Source organism: Atlantibacter hermannii, assembly GCF_009907385.1.
Lineage (GTDB): Bacteria > Pseudomonadota > Gammaproteobacteria > Enterobacterales > Enterobacteriaceae > Atlantibacter > Atlantibacter hermannii_A.
This window is the reverse complement of the sequence record NZ_JAAATR010000049.1, coordinates 128566-143907: the sequence shown is the minus strand read 5'-3', so window position 1 is coordinate 143907 and position 15342 is coordinate 128566. Positions and strand designations below refer to the sequence as shown.

General features: G+C 56.6%; 18 protein-coding genes. 10 read left to right on the top strand and 8 right to left on the bottom strand.

Annotation, left to right across the window (positions count from 1 at the left end; translation table 11 throughout):
* The first annotated feature begins 94 nt into the window (after positions 1-94).
* Positions 95-868: a DeoR/GlpR family DNA-binding transcription regulator gene (locus GV764_RS14260; RefSeq protein WP_161660718.1), complete on the top strand. Its 774-nt coding sequence runs from the start codon at positions 95-97 to the stop codon at positions 866-868.
* 45 nt (positions 869-913) lie between these two features.
* Here GV764_RS14260 and rsmI read toward each other — a convergent pair whose 3' ends face one another.
* Positions 914-1780, bottom strand: coding sequence for a 16S rRNA (cytidine(1402)-2'-O)-methyltransferase (gene rsmI, locus GV764_RS14255; protein WP_161660717.1), 867 nt, complete (start codon positions 1778-1780; stop codon positions 914-916).
* 64 nt (positions 1781-1844) lie between these two features.
* On the opposite strand from rsmI, the gene GV764_RS14250 reads away from it, so the two are divergent.
* The 4 genes from GV764_RS14250 to dolP are packed head-to-tail and all read left to right on the top strand — an operon-like array spanning position 1845 to position 5432.
* On the top strand, positions 1845-3881 hold the full coding sequence (locus GV764_RS14250) for a penicillin-binding protein activator (RefSeq protein ID WP_161660716.1): 2037 nt from the start codon (positions 1845-1847) through the stop codon (positions 3879-3881).
* Complete coding sequence (locus GV764_RS14245) at positions 3839-4228, top strand: YraN family protein (RefSeq protein WP_161660715.1); 390 nt, start codon at positions 3839-3841, stop codon at positions 4226-4228. Before GV764_RS14250 ends, GV764_RS14245 begins: the two co-directional genes overlap by 43 nt.
* A gap of 28 nt (positions 4229-4256) precedes the next feature.
* Positions 4257-4847, top strand: a complete 591-nt coding sequence (gene diaA, locus GV764_RS14240) for a DnaA initiator-associating protein DiaA (RefSeq protein WP_125294272.1) — start codon at positions 4257-4259, stop codon at positions 4845-4847.
* Positions 4848-4856: 9 nt separating this feature from the next.
* Positions 4857-5432, top strand: a complete 576-nt coding sequence (dolP, locus tag GV764_RS14235; RefSeq protein WP_125294271.1) for a division/outer membrane stress-associated lipid-binding lipoprotein — start codon at positions 4857-4859, stop codon at positions 5430-5432.
* Positions 5433-5467: 35 nt separating this feature from the next.
* Here dolP and GV764_RS14230 read toward each other — a convergent pair whose 3' ends face one another.
* Positions 5468-6115, bottom strand: coding sequence for an NAD-dependent epimerase/dehydratase family protein (locus tag GV764_RS14230; protein WP_161660714.1), 648 nt, complete (start codon positions 6113-6115; stop codon positions 5468-5470).
* Between the two features lie 117 nt (positions 6116-6232).
* Between GV764_RS14230 and GV764_RS14225 the strand changes: the two genes are divergently transcribed.
* A complete protein-coding gene (locus GV764_RS14225; RefSeq protein ID WP_161660713.1) occupies positions 6233-6751 on the top strand; it encodes a type 1 glutamine amidotransferase domain-containing protein in 519 nt (172 codons plus the stop codon).
* Between the two features lie 3 nt (positions 6752-6754).
* Here the strand turns inward: GV764_RS14225 and GV764_RS14220 are convergent, their stop codons facing one another.
* On the bottom strand, positions 6755-7177 hold the full coding sequence (locus GV764_RS14220) for a YhbP family protein (RefSeq protein ID WP_161660712.1): 423 nt from the start codon (positions 7175-7177) through the stop codon (positions 6755-6757).
* Between the two features lie 95 nt (positions 7178-7272).
* Here GV764_RS14220 and GV764_RS14215 point away from each other — a divergent pair, with 95 nt between their 5' ends.
* On the top strand, positions 7273-7575 hold the full coding sequence (locus GV764_RS14215; RefSeq protein ID WP_161660711.1) for a GIY-YIG nuclease family protein: 303 nt from the start codon (positions 7273-7275) through the stop codon (positions 7573-7575).
* On the opposite strand, the gene GV764_RS14210 is transcribed toward GV764_RS14215, so the two are convergent.
* Entirely contained in the window at positions 7562-8065 is a 504-nt protein-coding gene (locus tag GV764_RS14210) for a GNAT family N-acetyltransferase (RefSeq protein ID WP_151603340.1), read from the bottom strand. The two genes, GV764_RS14215 and GV764_RS14210, sit on opposite strands and share 14 nt — an antisense overlap.
* The gene (ubiT, locus tag GV764_RS14205; RefSeq protein WP_161660710.1) at positions 8059-8583 is read right to left on the bottom strand and encodes a ubiquinone anaerobic biosynthesis accessory factor UbiT; all 525 of its coding nucleotides are present in this window, start codon (positions 8581-8583) and stop codon (positions 8059-8061) included. The genes GV764_RS14210 and ubiT overlap by 7 nt, the downstream gene beginning before the upstream one ends.
* 226 nt (positions 8584-8809) lie before the next feature.
* Here ubiT and ubiU point away from each other — a divergent pair, with 226 nt between their 5' ends.
* The 3 genes from ubiU (at position 8810) to GV764_RS14190 (ending at position 11826) form a co-directional block, all read left to right on the top strand.
* Positions 8810-9805, top strand: a complete 996-nt coding sequence (ubiU, locus tag GV764_RS14200; RefSeq protein ID WP_161660709.1) for a ubiquinone anaerobic biosynthesis protein UbiU — start codon at positions 8810-8812, stop codon at positions 9803-9805.
* Positions 9806-9815: 10 nt separating this feature from the next.
* The gene (locus tag GV764_RS14195) at positions 9816-10694 is read left to right on the top strand and encodes a U32 family peptidase (protein ID WP_161660708.1); all 879 of its coding nucleotides are present in this window, start codon (positions 9816-9818) and stop codon (positions 10692-10694) included.
* 127 nt (positions 10695-10821) lie between these two features.
* On the top strand, positions 10822-11826 hold the full coding sequence (locus GV764_RS14190) for a luciferase-like monooxygenase (RefSeq protein WP_161660707.1): 1005 nt from the start codon (positions 10822-10824) through the stop codon (positions 11824-11826).
* A gap of 30 nt (positions 11827-11856) precedes the next feature.
* Here GV764_RS14190 and mtr read toward each other — a convergent pair whose 3' ends face one another.
* The 3 genes from mtr to yrbN all read right to left on the bottom strand — a co-directional run bounded on the left by mtr (position 11857) and on the right by yrbN (position 15260).
* On the bottom strand, positions 11857-13101 hold the full coding sequence (gene mtr / locus GV764_RS14185; RefSeq protein ID WP_161660706.1) for a tryptophan permease: 1245 nt from the start codon (positions 13099-13101) through the stop codon (positions 11857-11859).
* Between the two features lie 148 nt (positions 13102-13249).
* The gene (locus GV764_RS14180) at positions 13250-15187 is read right to left on the bottom strand and encodes a DEAD/DEAH family ATP-dependent RNA helicase (protein ID WP_161660705.1); all 1938 of its coding nucleotides are present in this window, start codon (positions 15185-15187) and stop codon (positions 13250-13252) included.
* Entirely contained in the window at positions 15180-15260 is an 81-nt protein-coding gene (gene yrbN / locus GV764_RS14175; RefSeq protein WP_121497548.1) for a protein YrbN, read from the bottom strand. Before yrbN ends, GV764_RS14180 begins: the two co-directional genes overlap by 8 nt.
* Positions 15261-15342: the final 82 nt, after the last annotated feature.

Below are 15342 nucleotides of genomic sequence, written 5' to 3'. Positions count from 1 at the left end.
TGACGCTGGCTCTCACTGCCTTTCGAAATGCAACGCTAACCTTTCAAAACGCTTTCGATTACACTAAGGGGAATTATTTTTAAGGATTGAAAAGATGAACTCCTTTGAACGACGCAACAAAATAGTCGAAATGGTCAACGCCCACGGCAGCGTTCTGGTGCTCGACCTGTCGAATACCTTTGGCATTTCGGAAGTCACGATCCGCGCCGATCTGCGCCTGCTGGAAGAAAAAGGTCTGGTGACGCGTTTTCACGGCGGCGCGGCGAAGCCGGGCAATAATGCTGCCGAAAGCGATAACCATGAAGTGCTGCTCGAAGCGCGCTATCAGCTGGCGAAAGATCCGAAGAAACGCATCGCGCAAACCGCAGCGGCAATGATCGAAGAAGGCATGACCGTGATCCTCGACAGCGGCAGCACTACGTTACTGATCGCCGAAGCGCTGGTGAAACGCGCCAATATTACGGTGATCACCAATAACCTGCCTGCCGCCTATCTCCTTTCCGACAATAAAGACATCACCCTGGTGGTGTGCGGCGGCACGGTACGCCATAAAACCCATTCGATGCACGGCACGATTGCCGAGCGCTCATTGCAGGGGATCAGCGCCGATTTAATGTTTGTCGGGGCCGACGGCTTTGATACCACGAATGGCATCACTACGTTTAACGAAGGCTATTCCATCAGCGCAGTGATGGCGGCAACCGCGCACCGCGTGATTGCCGTGCTTGATGCTTCAAAATTCAATCGACGCGGCTTTAACCAGGTCATTCCGATGGACAAAATTGACGTCATCATTACGGATGACGGGATTAGCGAAGAAGATAAGATGCTGCTGAATAACAGCGGCGCAAAGATGATGGTAGTGTGAGAAACCGGGATTCAAGCCCGGTTTCCTTCGTGCAGCAGCGCAAGATCACGCTTGCGTCTGCTGCTCCAGCGCATATTTATACAGCGCGTTTTTCTTCACGCCGTGGATTTCTGCCGCCAGCGCCGCCGCTTTCTTTAACGGCAGCTCAGCCTGCAGCAGCGCCAGGGTACGCAGCGCATCGGCGGGCAACGCTTCTTCCTGCACGTCGAAGCCTTCGACAATAAGCACCATTTCACCTTTACGGCGGTTTTCATCTTCCCTCACCCACGCCAGCAGCTCGCCGATGGGCGCGCCGTGAATCGACTCCCAGGTTTTGGTGATCTCCCGGGCCAACACCACATAACGCGATTCACCCAGTACGGTACAAATGTCTTCCAGACTCTCCAGTAAACGGTGAGTGGATTCGTAAAAAATCAGGGTGCGCGGCTCCTGCTCAATGGCTTTGAGCGCATCGCGGCGCGCTTTGGATTTCGCAGGCAGAAAGCCTTCGTAGCAGAAGCGGTCAGACGGCAGCCCCGCTGCGCTTAACGCGGCAATGGCGGCGCACGGCCCTGGCAGCGGCACCACACGGATCCCCGCTTCGCGACAGGTGCGAACCAGGTGATAGCCCGGATCGTTTATCAGCGGCGTGCCCGCATCGGAAACCAGCGCAATACTTTGCCCTTCCTGCAATTTTGCCAGCAGCGTTTGCGCTTTTTGTTGCTCATTATGGTCGTGTAATGCGAACAACCGCGCGGAAATGGCAAAGTGTTGCAGCAATAAGCCAGTATGGCGCGTATCCTCAGCAGCAATCAGGTCAACCGACTGCAACACCGAGAGCGCACGCTGGGTGATGTCCCCAAGATTGCCGATTGGCGTGGGGACAATATAGAGCTGGCCTTGAGAATTCTCGGTGGAATCGTGTTGTTTCATTGTTTAGTCCGTATTGCCGATTTAATATTGAATATTGATTAAAAAAAATCTCACTGGATACAGTATGGTACCGTCAACCTTAATACGTTCTAAAGCCGCGCGCTGCCTGCCTGTTGTGCTCGCCGCGCTGCTTTTTGCCGGCTGCGGCACCCAGGCGCCGGATCAAAGCACCGCGCATATGCAAGGTGAAGCGCAGGCGAATTCTGCTTACTACTTACAGCAAATGCAGCAGAGCTCGGATGATACCAAGACCAACTGGCAATTACTCGCGATACGTGCCCTGATTCAGGAAGGTAAGCGCCAGCAGGCCACCGAGCTATACCAACAGCTCCCTGAAAATCTTAATGATGCACAGCGCCGTGAGCGTAGCCTGCTTGATGTCGAGCTGATCCTCGCGAACAAAAACTACCAGGGCGCCGCCGCTCAACTGGCCTCTCTGGATACATCGGATTTTAGCGACGCGCAAAAAGCGCGTTATTACCAGGCGCAGATTGACGCCAGCCAGGGCCGTCCTTCGCTGGAACTGCTGCGCGCGCTCATCGCTCAGGAGCCGCTGCTGAAACCTGCCGATAAGCAAAAAAACATTGATGCCACCTGGCAAACGCTCTCTGCCATGACGCCCGATCACGCTAACGCGCTGGTGATTAACGCGGATGAGAACGTATTGCGCGGCTGGCTCGATCTACAACGCATGTGGTTCGATAACCGCAGCGACCCCGCCATGCTGAAGGCGGGTATTCAGGACTGGCAGACCCGTTATCCGCAGAACCCGGGCGCGAAGTTACTGCCGACTCAACTGGTCAACATCCAGAATTTCAAACCCGCCTCGGCGGAGCGAATCGCTCTGCTGCTGCCGTTGAATGGCCAGGCCGCCGTCTTTGGCCGCGCCATTCAGCAGGGCTTTGAAGCGGCGAAAAATAGCGGCGTGAGCCCGGTCAACGCCCCGCAAACGCCGATGGCGGAGCAACCTGCCGCTGAGACTGCGGAACAACCGGCCAACGCGGACGGCGTGGCAAGCCCGGCCGCCGCCAGCGTTAACGATTTAACCCAGGATGCCGCCGTGCCGGCAGTTGCGCCACAAACTTCAGAGACGCAAACCGCCACCAACGCCCCGGCCAATCCGGGCGCGGAGATTAAAGTCTACGATACCAGCAGCCAGCCGCTTAATCAGGTGCTCAACCAGGTGCAGCAGGACGGCGCAAGTATTGTCGTTGGGCCGTTATTGAAGCCTAACGTTGACGAACTGGTGCGCAGCAACACGCCATTAAACGTGCTGGCGATGAATGAACCAGAGAACGTGCAAAATCGCGCCAACATCTGCTATTTCGCCCTCTCACCGGAAGACGAAGCGCGTGACGCCGCAGACCATATCTGGCAGCAGGGCCAACGTAATCCGCTGCTGCTGGTGCCGCGCAGCGCGCTGGGCGACCGCGTGACGCGCGCGTTTGCCGAACAGTGGCAGCATCTGGGCGGCGGTACGGTGTTACAGCAAAAATTCGGCTCTGTATCGGAACTGAAGATGGGCATCAACAGTGGTTCCGGGATTGCCTTAACCGGCTCGCCGGTCGCGTCCAGCCTGCCGTCTCAGCAGGCGACCACCATCGGCGGGCTGACCATCCCTGCTCCGCCGACGGATGCGCAAATCACTGCCGGCAGCAGCGGCAATGTGGATGCGGTTTACATTGTGGCAAGCCAGGATGAAATCGCCTTAATCAAACCGATGATCGCAATGCGCACCGGCAGCCATAACGGCGCGACGCTGTATGCCTCTTCACGCAGCGCGCAGGGCAATACCGGGCCGGACTTCCGTCTGGAAATGGAAGGGCTACAGTTTAGCGAAATCCCGATGCTGGCCGGGGATAACCCGGGCTTACAGCAGCAGGCGTTGGCCGCAGTGAATAACGACTATTCGCTGGCGCGGCTGTACGCCATGGGCGTCGACGCCTGGTCGCTGGCGAACCACTTCTCGCAAATGCGGCAGGTGCAGGGCTTCCAGCTCAACGGCAATACCGGCACGCTGACCGCCGATGGCGATTGCGTGATCAACAGGAAGTTAACATGGCTCAAATACCAGCAGGGACAAGTGGTGCGGGCAAATTAAATTTACAGCAGGGCGCAGCCTGGGAGCACCGGGCGCGCCTGTGGCTGGAACGCAAGGGATTGCGTTTTGTCGCGGCAAACGTGCGCGAGCGCTGGGGTGAGATTGATTTGATCATGCAACACCGCCACGTCATCGTGTTTGTCGAGGTGCGTTATCGCCGCTCCGGCTATTTTGGCGGGGCGGCCGCCAGCGTGACCCAGGCCAAGCAACATAAATTATTACAAACCGCGCGCGGCTGGCTCGCCCGTCAGTCTGAGAGTTTTGATACTGTGGATTGCCGGTTCGATGTGTTAGCCTTCACCGGCGATGAAGTCGAGTGGATTGAGAACGCGTTTTCCGCCCATTAATCAATTGACGTATTTTTAAAGGATCACTGTGTTAGAACGAATCAAAGTCTGCTTTACGGAAAGCATTCAAACTCAAATTGCTGCTGCTGAAGCCCTTCCGGATGCCATTTCTCGTGCGGCAATGACGCTGGTTCAGTCCTTACTCAATGGCAACAAAATCCTGTGCTGCGGCAACGGCACCTCCGCTGCGAACGCCCAACACTTTGCCGCCAGTATGATCAACCGGTTTGAAACCGAGCGCCCCAGTTTACCCGCGATTGCACTAAATACCGATAATGTGGTCTTAACAGCCATCGCCAACGACCGTTTGCATGAAGAGATTTATGCCAAACAGGTTCGCGCATTAGGCCATGCGGGCGATGTATTACTGGCAATCTCCACCCGCGGCAACAGCCGGGATATCGTCAAGGCGGTAGAAGCCGCCGTCACCCGCGATATGACCATCGTCGCCCTTACCGGTTACGACGGCGGCGAACTGGCGGGTTTGCTGGGACCGCAGGATGTGGAGATTCGTATCCCCTCTCACCGCAGCGCGCGTATTCAGGAGATGCATATGCTGACGGTGAACTGTCTGTGCGATTTGATAGATAACACGCTTTTTCCTCACCAGGATGATTAAGGAGTACACATGAAGGCATTTTCGCCCCTCGCCGTCCTTATTGCCGCGTTGCTATTACAAGGTTGCGTTGCTGCTGCGGTTGTCGGAACTGCGGCGGTAGGTACTAAAGCCGCCACCGATCCGCGCTCGGTCGGCACTCAGGTCGACGACGGAACGCTGGAGCTACGGGTCAATAGCGCGTTATCCAAAGATGAGCAGATCAAGAAAGAGGCACGCATCAACGTGACCGCTTATCAGGGCAAGGTTCTGTTAACCGGTCAGGCACCGAATACCGAGCTGGCGTCGCGTGCCAAACAGATCGCCATGGGCGTGGAAGGCACCACTGAGGTGTATAACGAAGTGCGCCAGGGCCAGCCGATTGGCCTGGGAACCGCCTCCACCGATACCTGGATCACTACCAAAGTACGCTCCCAGTTGCTGGCAAGCGATCTGGTGAAATCCTCTAACGTGAAAGTCACCACCGAGAACAGCGAAGTATTCCTGCTGGGCCTGGTAACGGACCGCGAAGGCAAAGCGGCTGCCGATATCGCCAGCCATGTGAGCGGCGTGAAGCACGTCACCACTGCGTTTACCTATATTAAATAACGATTTGCGCCCGCTACTCCTGGCGGGCGCCTCATCTACCGCGCCGCCAGTTGCGCTTTTTCCCGCAGTTCAGCAGAGTCCAGAATCGTCACGCCAGGTTTCCCTCCCGTCATCGCATCCTGAAACATCGCCAGCGCGACGTCCCGGGCATGAATCGACTTCCATTTCCCTGGCAGCAGGCCGAACAGTGGCGCAAACAGCGATTCGTTAAAGCGTTTTTTATTGCGATTCCCCAGCAGCATCGATGGCCGGGCGATGGTCAAACGCGGCCAGCCCTGCGCGCGCAGCGTCTCTTCCATCTCGCCTTTGACCCGATTGTAAAAAAACGGCGAATGGGCATTCGCGCCCATCGCGCTGACCACCAGCATATGCGTTGCGCCAAGGCGTAGCCCCGTCAGGCCAGTATCAACCACCAGGGTAAAATCGGCATGGACAAATGCCTCTTTGCTGCCCGCCTCGCGCCGGGTGGTGCCAAGACAGCAGAATACGATATCCACCGGCTCGGTGGCCTGGGCTAACGCATCCGTAAGCTGCGGATCGTGGGGGTTAAACATCTTTTTCATCGGCGCAAGCGGCCTGCGGCTGGGCGCAACGATAGTCTCAATTCGCGGCTCATCGTTCAGTAGCCTGAGTAAATGTCCGCCAACTAAACCGCTGGCCCCCGTAATCAATACCCGGCTCATTATTTCCCCCTTGCAGATTAATCCGTGTTGCAAAGCCATGCCCTTCAACCAGGCTTAATAGTCAGTATTCACTATTTTCAGTGATTAGGTGTGTCTAAAACGAACTGAGGAGTAAACATGAGCAAGAAGATTGCAGTCCTGATTACCGACGAGTTCGAAGATTCCGAGTTCACTTCCCCGGCGGAAGAATTCAAAAAAGCGGGCCATGAAGTGATCACCATCGAGAAGCAAGCCGGGAATACCGTAAAAGGCAAAAAAGGCGAAGCTCAGGTGACTATCGATAAAGGCATTGATGACGTAAAACCTGCTGAATTCGATGCGCTATTACTGCCGGGCGGCCATTCGCCAGATTATCTGCGCGGTGACAGCCGTTTTGTCGATTTTACCCGTGAATTTGTTGAGAGCGGCAAACCGGTATTCGCGATTTGTCACGGTCCACAGCTGCTGATCAGCGCCGACGTGATCCGTGGCCGTAAGCTGACGGCGGTAACGCCCATCGTGATAGACGTGAAAAACGCGGGCGCAGAGTTTTTCGACCAGGAAGTGGTGGTCGATAAAGACCAACTGGTCACCAGCCGTACTCCGGATGATTTACCGGCGTTTAACCGCGAGGCGCTACGCCTGCTGGGCAGCTAACGGTTAACGCTGCCAGATATGTTTTTTGCCAAAGCCCAGGGTGTTGTCGGTGAATTTCAGTTCATCCAGCCGGATTGACCAGACCGGCGCTGACATCGCTCTGGCTATTGGGAAGCGTCGGTTATAGCGCTCGCGAAACTGTGCTGACGCATCACCCTCCAGCCGCGTAATTTCGCCTTTAAACTGCACGCCGCGTATTAACGCCACGTTTTTTGTCTGCCCGCTTACAGTGCCCGCCACTCTCGCTTTGCCGCCGCTGATTTGCCCGTGACGCGTTTGCGGATCGCTCAGCAGATAAAACGCCACTGCCTGCGGGCAATACAGGTAAAACGCGTTCGCGCACCACATATCCTGATCGTTCGCCACGCAGTAGCTCACCACATGCTGTTTAGCGAGCCAGCGGCTGATGGCTTCCAGTGCTTCCATAACGCCTCCGAAAATGGTTTGCCCACACATTACCACAGTGTCGGTGCCGGAAAAGCGTGATAAGGTGCGGCAAAATTCCCGTCCAGATACGCTTTATGAACTGCTGGTTTCTCTATTTGATTCGTACCGCCGACAATCGACTGTATACCGGTATCACGACCGATACCACACGCCGTCTGCTTCAGCATCAGACCGGTAAAGGCGCGCGATCGCTGCGGGGCAAAGGCGCGTTAACCATGGTGTTCGCTCAACAAGTTGGTGAGCGCTCACAAGCCCTGCGCATTGAGTATCGTATTAAGCAGTTGCCGAAGCGGGAAAAAGAGCGGCTGGTGGCGGGAGAAATCGCGCTGGCGGATCTGTTTCCAGATTTACCAGCGCCTGCGATTAGAAACGATTGAAGTGCTCGTGATATTCCACCAGACCGCTTACCCCTTTCAGCGCATCGGGGGCCAGCGGATGGATCTGGAATGCCGCTTCCGTCCCCGGCCAGCGGCAGTGTAAATCGTAATGCGCGGCCAGTTCAAAACCGAAACGGCCATACAGCGCCGGATCGCCCAACGTTACCACGGCGGCGTAGCCAAATTCATTCAGGGAATCGAGCCCTTCGTAAACCAGCTGGCGCGCCAGACCCTGACCACGCAGCGATTCTTCTACCGCCAGCGGCGCAAGGCCCACCCACTGGAGATCTTCACCCTGCACGCTCACCGGGCTGAACGCGACATAGCCAACCACCTGTCCTTCATCATCGGTAGCCACCAAACCTAACGTCAGCATGCCGTCTTCACGCAGATCGTGAATCAGATCCGCCTCGCCGCCGTCTTTAAACGTCCGGCGCAGCAGCGCGTCAATACCGGGGGCATCTATGGGTATTTCTACACGAATTAGCATGGTTCACCTACTGAGGTTGCTTTTGTCGACGGCTGGTCTTTCAGACCCGCTTCGACGAAGTCAGCCAGTTGCAGAAGCATGATGCGCAGCGGTTTCGGCATCGACTCCAGTTCAATGGCGTCCATCAGGTTTTTAACATACAAACCAAGTTCGGTATCGCCTTCAATAATTAACCGGCGCTGGAAGAATAGCGTATCCGGGTCCTGTTTGCGTGCGGCAATCATTAAAAGATCGCTGGCATCGGCGCTGAAGCTGACGTCAGCCGGGGCATCTTCTTTCACCACCAGCCGGTCGTTTTCCACCGAAGTAAACCATCGCAGGCCGATATCCCGTACTTCAATGCATAACCAGCGCCCGTCAAGGAACTCAAGTTCCCCTTCTTCAAGCGCCTGACGGAACTGCCACGCCAGCACCTGCTCAAGAACCTGTCGTTTCAGAGCAAAGGGCGCCAGCTTAACGGGCGTCCTCATCAGTGAGGGGCCAAGACGAACCAGGCGCGAACGCAGTTGATCTAACACGAGCTCTACTCCTTGATAAATATCGACCCATTATTGTGCCACATCGTTCCTGGCACATAGCGGCATAAATCAAGATTTTAAACGTTTTGATTACCCCTTTATTGCTTTCACCAATACGCCTTTAACTGCCTCAAATCAAATCTTGTCCCGGCCAGGTTAACTAAAATCGCCGTTCATTAACAATATGGCGACTTTTATGTCCGCCCCCTCACCTTCAGGAAATTCTATGGAGTTGCTGTGTCCTGCCGGAAACTTGCCGGCACTGAAAGCGGCTATCGAAAACGGGGCTGATGCGGTTTATATCGGCCTGAAAGACGATACCAACGCCCGCCATTTTGCAGGCCTCAACTTTACTGATAAGAAACTTCAGGAAGCGGTGAATGTGGTCCATCAACACCGCCGCAAGCTGCATATTGCGATTAACACCTTTGCCCATCCTGATGGCTATCAGCGTTGGGAGCGCGCGGTGGATATGGCGGCGCAATCCGGAGCCGACGCCCTGATTCTGGCGGATATCGCGATGCTCGAGTACGCCGCCGAGCGCTATCCGCACGTGGAGCGCCACGTCTCGGTACAGGCATCCGCCACCAATGAAGAGGCGATCCGTTTTTATCAGCGTAACTTTGATGTGGCGCGGGTCGTGCTGCCGCGCGTGCTGTCTATCCATCAGGTTAAGCAGTTGGCGCGCGTGACGCCGGTGCCGCTGGAAGTGTTTGCCTTTGGAAGCCTGTGCATTATGGCGGAAGGCCGCTGCTATCTCTCTTCTTACCTGACCGGCGAATCGCCCAACACCGTCGGCGCCTGCTCACCGGCGCGTTTTGTGCGCTGGCAGCAGACGCCCCAGGGGCTGGAATCTCGCCTCAATGACGTGCTAATCGACCGCTATCAGGAAGGAGAAAACGCGGGCTATCCCACACTGTGTAAAGGGCGCTATCTGGTTGACGAACAGCGCTACCACGCCCTTGAAGAACCCACCAGCCTCAATACGCTGGCGCTGCTACCGGAACTGCTGGCTGCCAATATCGCCTCGGTGAAAATCGAAGGCCGCCAGCGTAGCCCGGCCTACGTCAGCCAGGTTGCGAAAGTGTGGCGTCAGGCCATCGACCGCTGTATGGCGAATCCGCAACAGTTCCAGCCGCAGCAAGCCTGGATGGATACCCTCGGCGCGATGTCCGAAGGCACGCAGACCACGCTCGGCGCGTATCACCGCAAATGGCAGTAAAGGAACCGCAATGAAATATTCATTAGGGCCAGTGCTCTGGTACTGGCCGAAAGCGACGCTGGAACAGTTTTACCAGGCTGCGGCCAACAGCCACGCCGATATCGTCTATCTTGGCGAGTCGGTGTGCAGCAAGCGCCGAGACACCAAAGTTGGCGACTGGCTGGAGATAGCGAAAACCGTGGCAGCCAGCGGCAAACAGGTCGTCATCTCCACCTTAGCGCTGGTCCAGGCGCCCTCGGAGCTTAACGAACTGAAGCGCTATGTCGAAAACGGCGAGTTTTTGATTGAGGCCAGCGACTTCGGCACCGTGAATATGGCCTGGGAACGCGGGCTGCCGTTTGTCGCCAGCTATGCGCTCAACTGCTATAACGCCGTCACGCTGCGTCGCCTGGCGAAACAGGGCATGATGCGCTGGTGTATGCCCGTGGAGCTCTCCCGCGACTGGCTGGCGAATTTACTGACCCAGTGCGAAGAGTTGGGTATTCGCCGGCAGTTCGAGGTGGAAGTGCTGAGCTACGGCCATCTGCCGCTGGCCTACTCCGCCCGCTGCTTTACCGCGCGGTCAGAAGATCGGCCTAAAGATGAATGCGAAACCTGCTGTATCAAGTATCCCCATGGGCGGCTGGTCCATTCCCAGGAAGGCCAGCAGGTGTTTGTGCTGAACGGCATTCAAACCATGAGCGGCTACGTCTACAACCTTGGCAATGAGTTAACCTCTATGCAGGGTCTGGTGGATGTGGTGCGGCTTTCGCCGATGGGCACAGACACGATCGACATGCTAAACGCCTTTCGCGCCAATGAGGCGGGCGCTGCGCCGCTGGCGCTGGAAGCCAACAGCGACTGTAACGGTTACTGGCGTCGTCTGGCCGGCCTTGAGCTACAGGCCTGAAAAAAGCTCACTTTGTTAACAGCAATCAGCGGATTTTAATGCAGTATTAAAAGGTACAGCTTTCTGGCGCATACGCGCCGGAGGCAGACCTTTAATCTGAAACAGTGCTGTGACAAAGTGAGCTGCTATGACCACGCAATCAACTGTACCTTTCTCTTTGCTTGACCTGGCCCCGATCCCGCAAGGGCTCAGCGCCCGGGACGCTTTTCATCATTCTCTGGATTTAGCCAAACTTGCCGAAGCGCGCGGCTATCACCGCTACTGGCTGGCTGAACACCACAATATGACCGGCATCGCCAGCGCGGCGACGTCGGTGCTGATCGGCTATCTTGCTGCGAACACCACCACATTGCGCCTGGGCTCCGGCGGCGTGATGCTGCCCAACCACTCTCCGCTGGTGATTGCCGAACAGTTCGGTACTCTGGATGCGCTGTATCCTGGCCGTATTGAGCTGGGGCTGGGCCGCGCGCCGGGCAGCGATCAGCGCACCATGATGGCGCTGCGTCGTCATATGAGTGGCGATATTGATAACTTCCCGCGTGACGTGAACGAACTGGTGGAATGGTTTGATGCGCGCGATCCGCATCCTGCCGTGCGGCCGGTGCCGGGCTACGGCGCGAAAATCCCGCTGTGGCTGTTAGGCTCCAGCTTGTACAGCGCGCAGCTGGCGGCTCAGATGGGGCTGCCTTTCGCGTTTGCTTCGCACTTTGCGCCGGACATGCTGTTCCAGGCGCTGCATCTGTATCGTACTCAGTTCAAACCGTCCGAACGGCTGGATAAACCTTACGCGCTGGTGTGCATCAATATCGTGGCTGCCGACAGCAATCGCGACGCGGAGTTTTTGTTTACCTCAATGCAGCAGGCATTTGTGAAGCTGCGCCGCGGCGAGGCCGGACAGCTGCCGCCGCCGGTAGAAAGCATGGAGAAGATCTGGAGCCCGGCGGAGCAGTACGGCGTCCAGCAGGCGCTGGGCATGTCGCTGGTGGGCGATAAGGCTAAAGTGCGTCACGGCTTGCTGTCGATTCTTCGGGAAACCGAGGCCGATGAAATCATGGTTAACGGGCAGATTTTCGATCATCAGGCCCGTCTCCACTCCTTCGATTTAGCGATGCAGGTTCGCGAATCGCTGTAACAGAGCGCCCTCCACAGGGAGGGCGTTTTTTTATTGATAAACCGGCAGCAGGTTCGCCGTCGATAACAGATGCACCAGCGCATTGCCGATACCGAAGATCAGGATCAACACGATCATCGGCGTCCCACCCCAGACGCGAAACAGCGGGCTGCCGAAGCGCTTGCGCGACGCTCTGGCCAGCAGCGCAGGTACAATTGCGGCCCAGATAGTCGCAGCCAACCCGGCATAGCCGATGGCGTACAAAAATCCGTTCGGCCACAGCATGCCGCCCGCAATCGGCGGCGCGAAGGTCAACAGCACGGTTTTGAAACGCCCCAGCGCGGAATCATCGAAGCCGAATAAATCCGCCAGGTAATCAAACAGGCCCAGAGTGACGCCGAGGAACGAGCTGGCGACCGCAAAGTTAGAGAAGATGATTAACAGCAGGTCGAGCGTCTTACTGTTGAGCACGCCCGCCAGCGCCTGAACCAGTACATCTATATTGCCGCCCTTTTGGGCAATCTCAATAAATGCCGGACGCGGGATGTTCCCCATGGTCGCCAGCAGCCAGATGGTATACAGCGCCAGCGCAATCAGCGTTCCCCACACAATGCATCGCACAATCGTGCGCGGATCTTTGCCGTAATACTTCATCAGGCTCGGCACGTTACCATGATAGCCAAAGGATGCCAGGCAGAACGGCAGCGTCATCAGCAAATACGGCAGGTAGGATGGCTGTGGTTCCGCGACGTTAAACAGCGTGGCGGGCTCAACGTGGCCCAACAGGCTGCCGAACGTCAGGAAGAAGGTGATCACCTTCGCGCCCAGCACAATCGCCGTCATCCTGCTCACCGCACGGGTACTGAGCCAGACCACAAACGCCACGATCAAGGCAAAGATCAGCCCCGCCAGCCGGGGAGAAAATGACAGCGACATTTCTGACAGCGTGTGATGCAGTATCGAACCGCTCGCCGAGATATAGGCGTAGGTCAGGATATACAGCACAAAGGCGATGGAGAGGCCGTTGATCCACGTCCAGTTTTTGCCGAGCAGATCTCTGGTCATGGTATCGAAGCTGGCACCGGGTGCGTAGTTGAGGTTTGCTTCGAGGATCATTAAGCCGGAATGCAGCATACAGAACCAGGTCACCCCTAACGCCGCCAGCGACCAAAAAAACCACGCGCCTGACATCACGACTGGCAGAGAAAACATCCCTGCGCCGATGATGGTGCCGGCAATAATAACAATGCCGCCCAGAATGGAGGGCGATACGCTGGTGGTGGAAAGGGTTGCCATGTTATGTCCTGTATTAACGAGCGGATCCCGAAAGCGGGCGCGTCATTGTACCAGTACATGAGTACAAACCAGATAAAAAAAGTCCCAATCATTTGATCGGGACTGTTTATTAAACTTTACAGCGTGTAAAGCGTAAGGCGTTTAAACCTTATGCGTCACCGAAACGACGACGGGACGGTGCAGCGCCATCTTCACGACGCGGGCCACGGCCGCCTTCACGACGCTCGCCGCTGAAGCTACGGCCTGCGCCGCCTTCATGGCGTTCACCGCTGAAACGACGGCCTTCACTACGACCGCCTTCACGACGCTCGCCACCGAAACCGCCACGGCCAGCGCCGCCGCCACGACGTTCACCGCCGCGATCCGGACGCGGTTGCGCGTCGCCCAGCAGTTGCATATTCATCGGTTTGTTGAGAATACGCGTGCGGGTGAAGTGTTGCAGAACTTCGCCCGGCATACCTTTCGGCAGCTCGATGGTGGAGTGGGACGCAAACAGTTTAATGTTACCGATGTAACGGCTGCTGATGTCGCCTTCGTTAGCAATCGCGCCAACGATATGACGGACTTCAACGCCATCATCACGACCCACTTCAATGCGATACAGTTCCATGTCGCCAACGTCACGACGCTCACGGCGCGGACGATCTTCACCCTCGCGCTGAGGACGGTCGCCACGCGGACCACGATCGTTACGATCGCCGCGACGTTCGAAACGATCGTCACGCTCACGGAACTCACGACGCGGACGCATCGGCGCATCCGGCGGCAGGATCAGCGGACGTTCGCCCTGCGCCATTTTCAGCAGCGCGGCAGCCAGGGTTTCGATGTCCAGCTCTTCGTCTTCTGCAGTCGGCTGGATTTTCGCCAGCAGAGCGCGGTACTGATCCAGATCGCTGCTTTCCAGCTGTTGCTGTACTTTGGCGGCGAATTTCTCCAGGCGGCGTTTGCCCAGCAGTTCTGCGTTCGGCAGTTCTACTTCCGGAATGGTCAGCTTCATGGTGCGTTCGATATTGCGCAGCAGACGACGCTCGCGGTTCTCAACGAACAGCAGCGCGCGACCCGCACGTCCCGCACGACCGGTACGGCCAATACGGTGCACGTAAGATTCTGAATCCATCGGGATATCGTAGTTAACGACCAGGCTGATACGCTCAACGTCCAGGCCACGGGCCGCAACGTCGGTGGCGATCAGGATATCCAGACGACCATCCTTCAGGCGCTCCAGGGTCTGCTCACGCAGCGCCTGGTTCATGTCGCCGTTCAGCGCGGCACTGTTGTAACCGCTGCGCTCCAGCGCTTCGGCCACTTCGAGGGTCGCGTTTTTGGTGCGCACGAAAATAATCGCCGCGTCAAAATCTTCCGCTTCCAGGAAACGCACCAGCGCTTCATTTTTACGCATGCCGTATACAGTCCAGTAGCTCTGGCTGATGTCCGGACGAGTGGTCACGCTGGACTGAATGCGCACTTCCTGCGGCTCTTTCATAAAGCGGCGGGTAATACGGCGAATCGCTTCCGGCATGGTGGCGGAGAACAGGGCGGTCTGATGACCTTCCGGGATCTGCGCCATGATGGTTTCAACGTCTTCGATGAAGCCCATGCGCAGCATTTCATCCGCTTCGTCCAGTACCATACCGCTCAGGTTGGACAGGTTCAGCGTACCGCGTTTTAAATGGTCAAGCAGGCGGCCTGGAGTACCCACAACAATCTGTGGGCCCTGACGCAGGGCGCGCAGCTGCACGTCATAACGCTGGCCGCCGTAAAGGGCAACCACGTTTACGCCATGCATGTGTTTAGAGAAGTCCGTCATTGCTTCAGCAACCTGAACCGCCAGTTCGCGGGTCGGGGCCAGCACCAGGATTTGCGGCGCTTTCAATTCAGGATCAAGGTTGTTCAGCAGCGGTAATGAGAACGCTGCGGTTTTGCCGCTGCCTGTCTGGGCCATACCCAGAACATCGCGGCCACCAAGCAGGTGCGGAATACACTCGGCCTGGATCGGAGATGGCTTTTCGTAACCCAGATCGTTAAGGGCTTCAAGGATAGGAGTCTTCAGCCCCAGATCAGAAAAAGTGGTTTCGAATTCAGTCATGTAGTACGTGTGCCTCAAGATAAATGGCGGCCAGTCTACATAACTCATCATGAAAAAGATCTGCAATTTTCATTGAAAAGTGTGAACCGGCTCAAATTTGATTGATTGACGAACAAAAACGCCCTCACCCGCTAAGGTGATGACTTTAAAAAAGT

Coding starts and splice junctions, on each gene's coding strand:
- GV764_RS14260 (WP_161660718.1), top strand. CDS start 95: ATGAACTCCTTTGAACGACGCAACAAAATAGTCGAAATGGTCAACGCC.
- rsmI (WP_161660717.1), bottom strand. CDS start 1,780: ATGAAACAACACGATTCCACCGAGAATTCTCAAGGCCAGCTCTATATT.
- GV764_RS14250 (WP_161660716.1), top strand. CDS start 1,845: ATGGTACCGTCAACCTTAATACGTTCTAAAGCCGCGCGCTGCCTGCCT.
- GV764_RS14245 (WP_161660715.1), top strand. CDS start 3,839: ATGGCTCAAATACCAGCAGGGACAAGTGGTGCGGGCAAATTAAATTTA.
- dolP (WP_125294271.1), top strand. CDS start 4,857: ATGAAGGCATTTTCGCCCCTCGCCGTCCTTATTGCCGCGTTGCTATTA.
- GV764_RS14230 (WP_161660714.1), bottom strand. CDS start 6,115: ATGAGCCGGGTATTGATTACGGGGGCCAGCGGTTTAGTTGGCGGACAT.
- GV764_RS14225 (WP_161660713.1), top strand. CDS start 6,233: ATGAGCAAGAAGATTGCAGTCCTGATTACCGACGAGTTCGAAGATTCC.
- GV764_RS14220 (WP_161660712.1), bottom strand. CDS start 7,177: ATGGAAGCACTGGAAGCCATCAGCCGCTGGCTCGCTAAACAGCATGTG.
- GV764_RS14215 (WP_161660711.1), top strand. CDS start 7,273: ATGAACTGCTGGTTTCTCTATTTGATTCGTACCGCCGACAATCGACTG.
- GV764_RS14210 (WP_151603340.1), bottom strand. CDS start 8,065: ATGCTAATTCGTGTAGAAATACCCATAGATGCCCCCGGTATTGACGCG.
- ubiU (WP_161660709.1), top strand. CDS start 8,810: ATGGAGTTGCTGTGTCCTGCCGGAAACTTGCCGGCACTGAAAGCGGCT.
- GV764_RS14195 (WP_161660708.1), top strand. CDS start 9,816: ATGAAATATTCATTAGGGCCAGTGCTCTGGTACTGGCCGAAAGCGACG.
- GV764_RS14190 (WP_161660707.1), top strand. CDS start 10,822: ATGACCACGCAATCAACTGTACCTTTCTCTTTGCTTGACCTGGCCCCG.
- mtr (WP_161660706.1), bottom strand. CDS start 13,101: ATGGCAACCCTTTCCACCACCAGCGTATCGCCCTCCATTCTGGGCGGC.
- GV764_RS14180 (WP_161660705.1), bottom strand. CDS start 15,187: ATGACTGAATTCGAAACCACTTTTTCTGATCTGGGGCTGAAGACTCCT.
- yrbN (WP_121497548.1), bottom strand. CDS start 15,260: ATGAAAATTGCAGATCTTTTTCATGATGAGTTATGTAGACTGGCCGCC.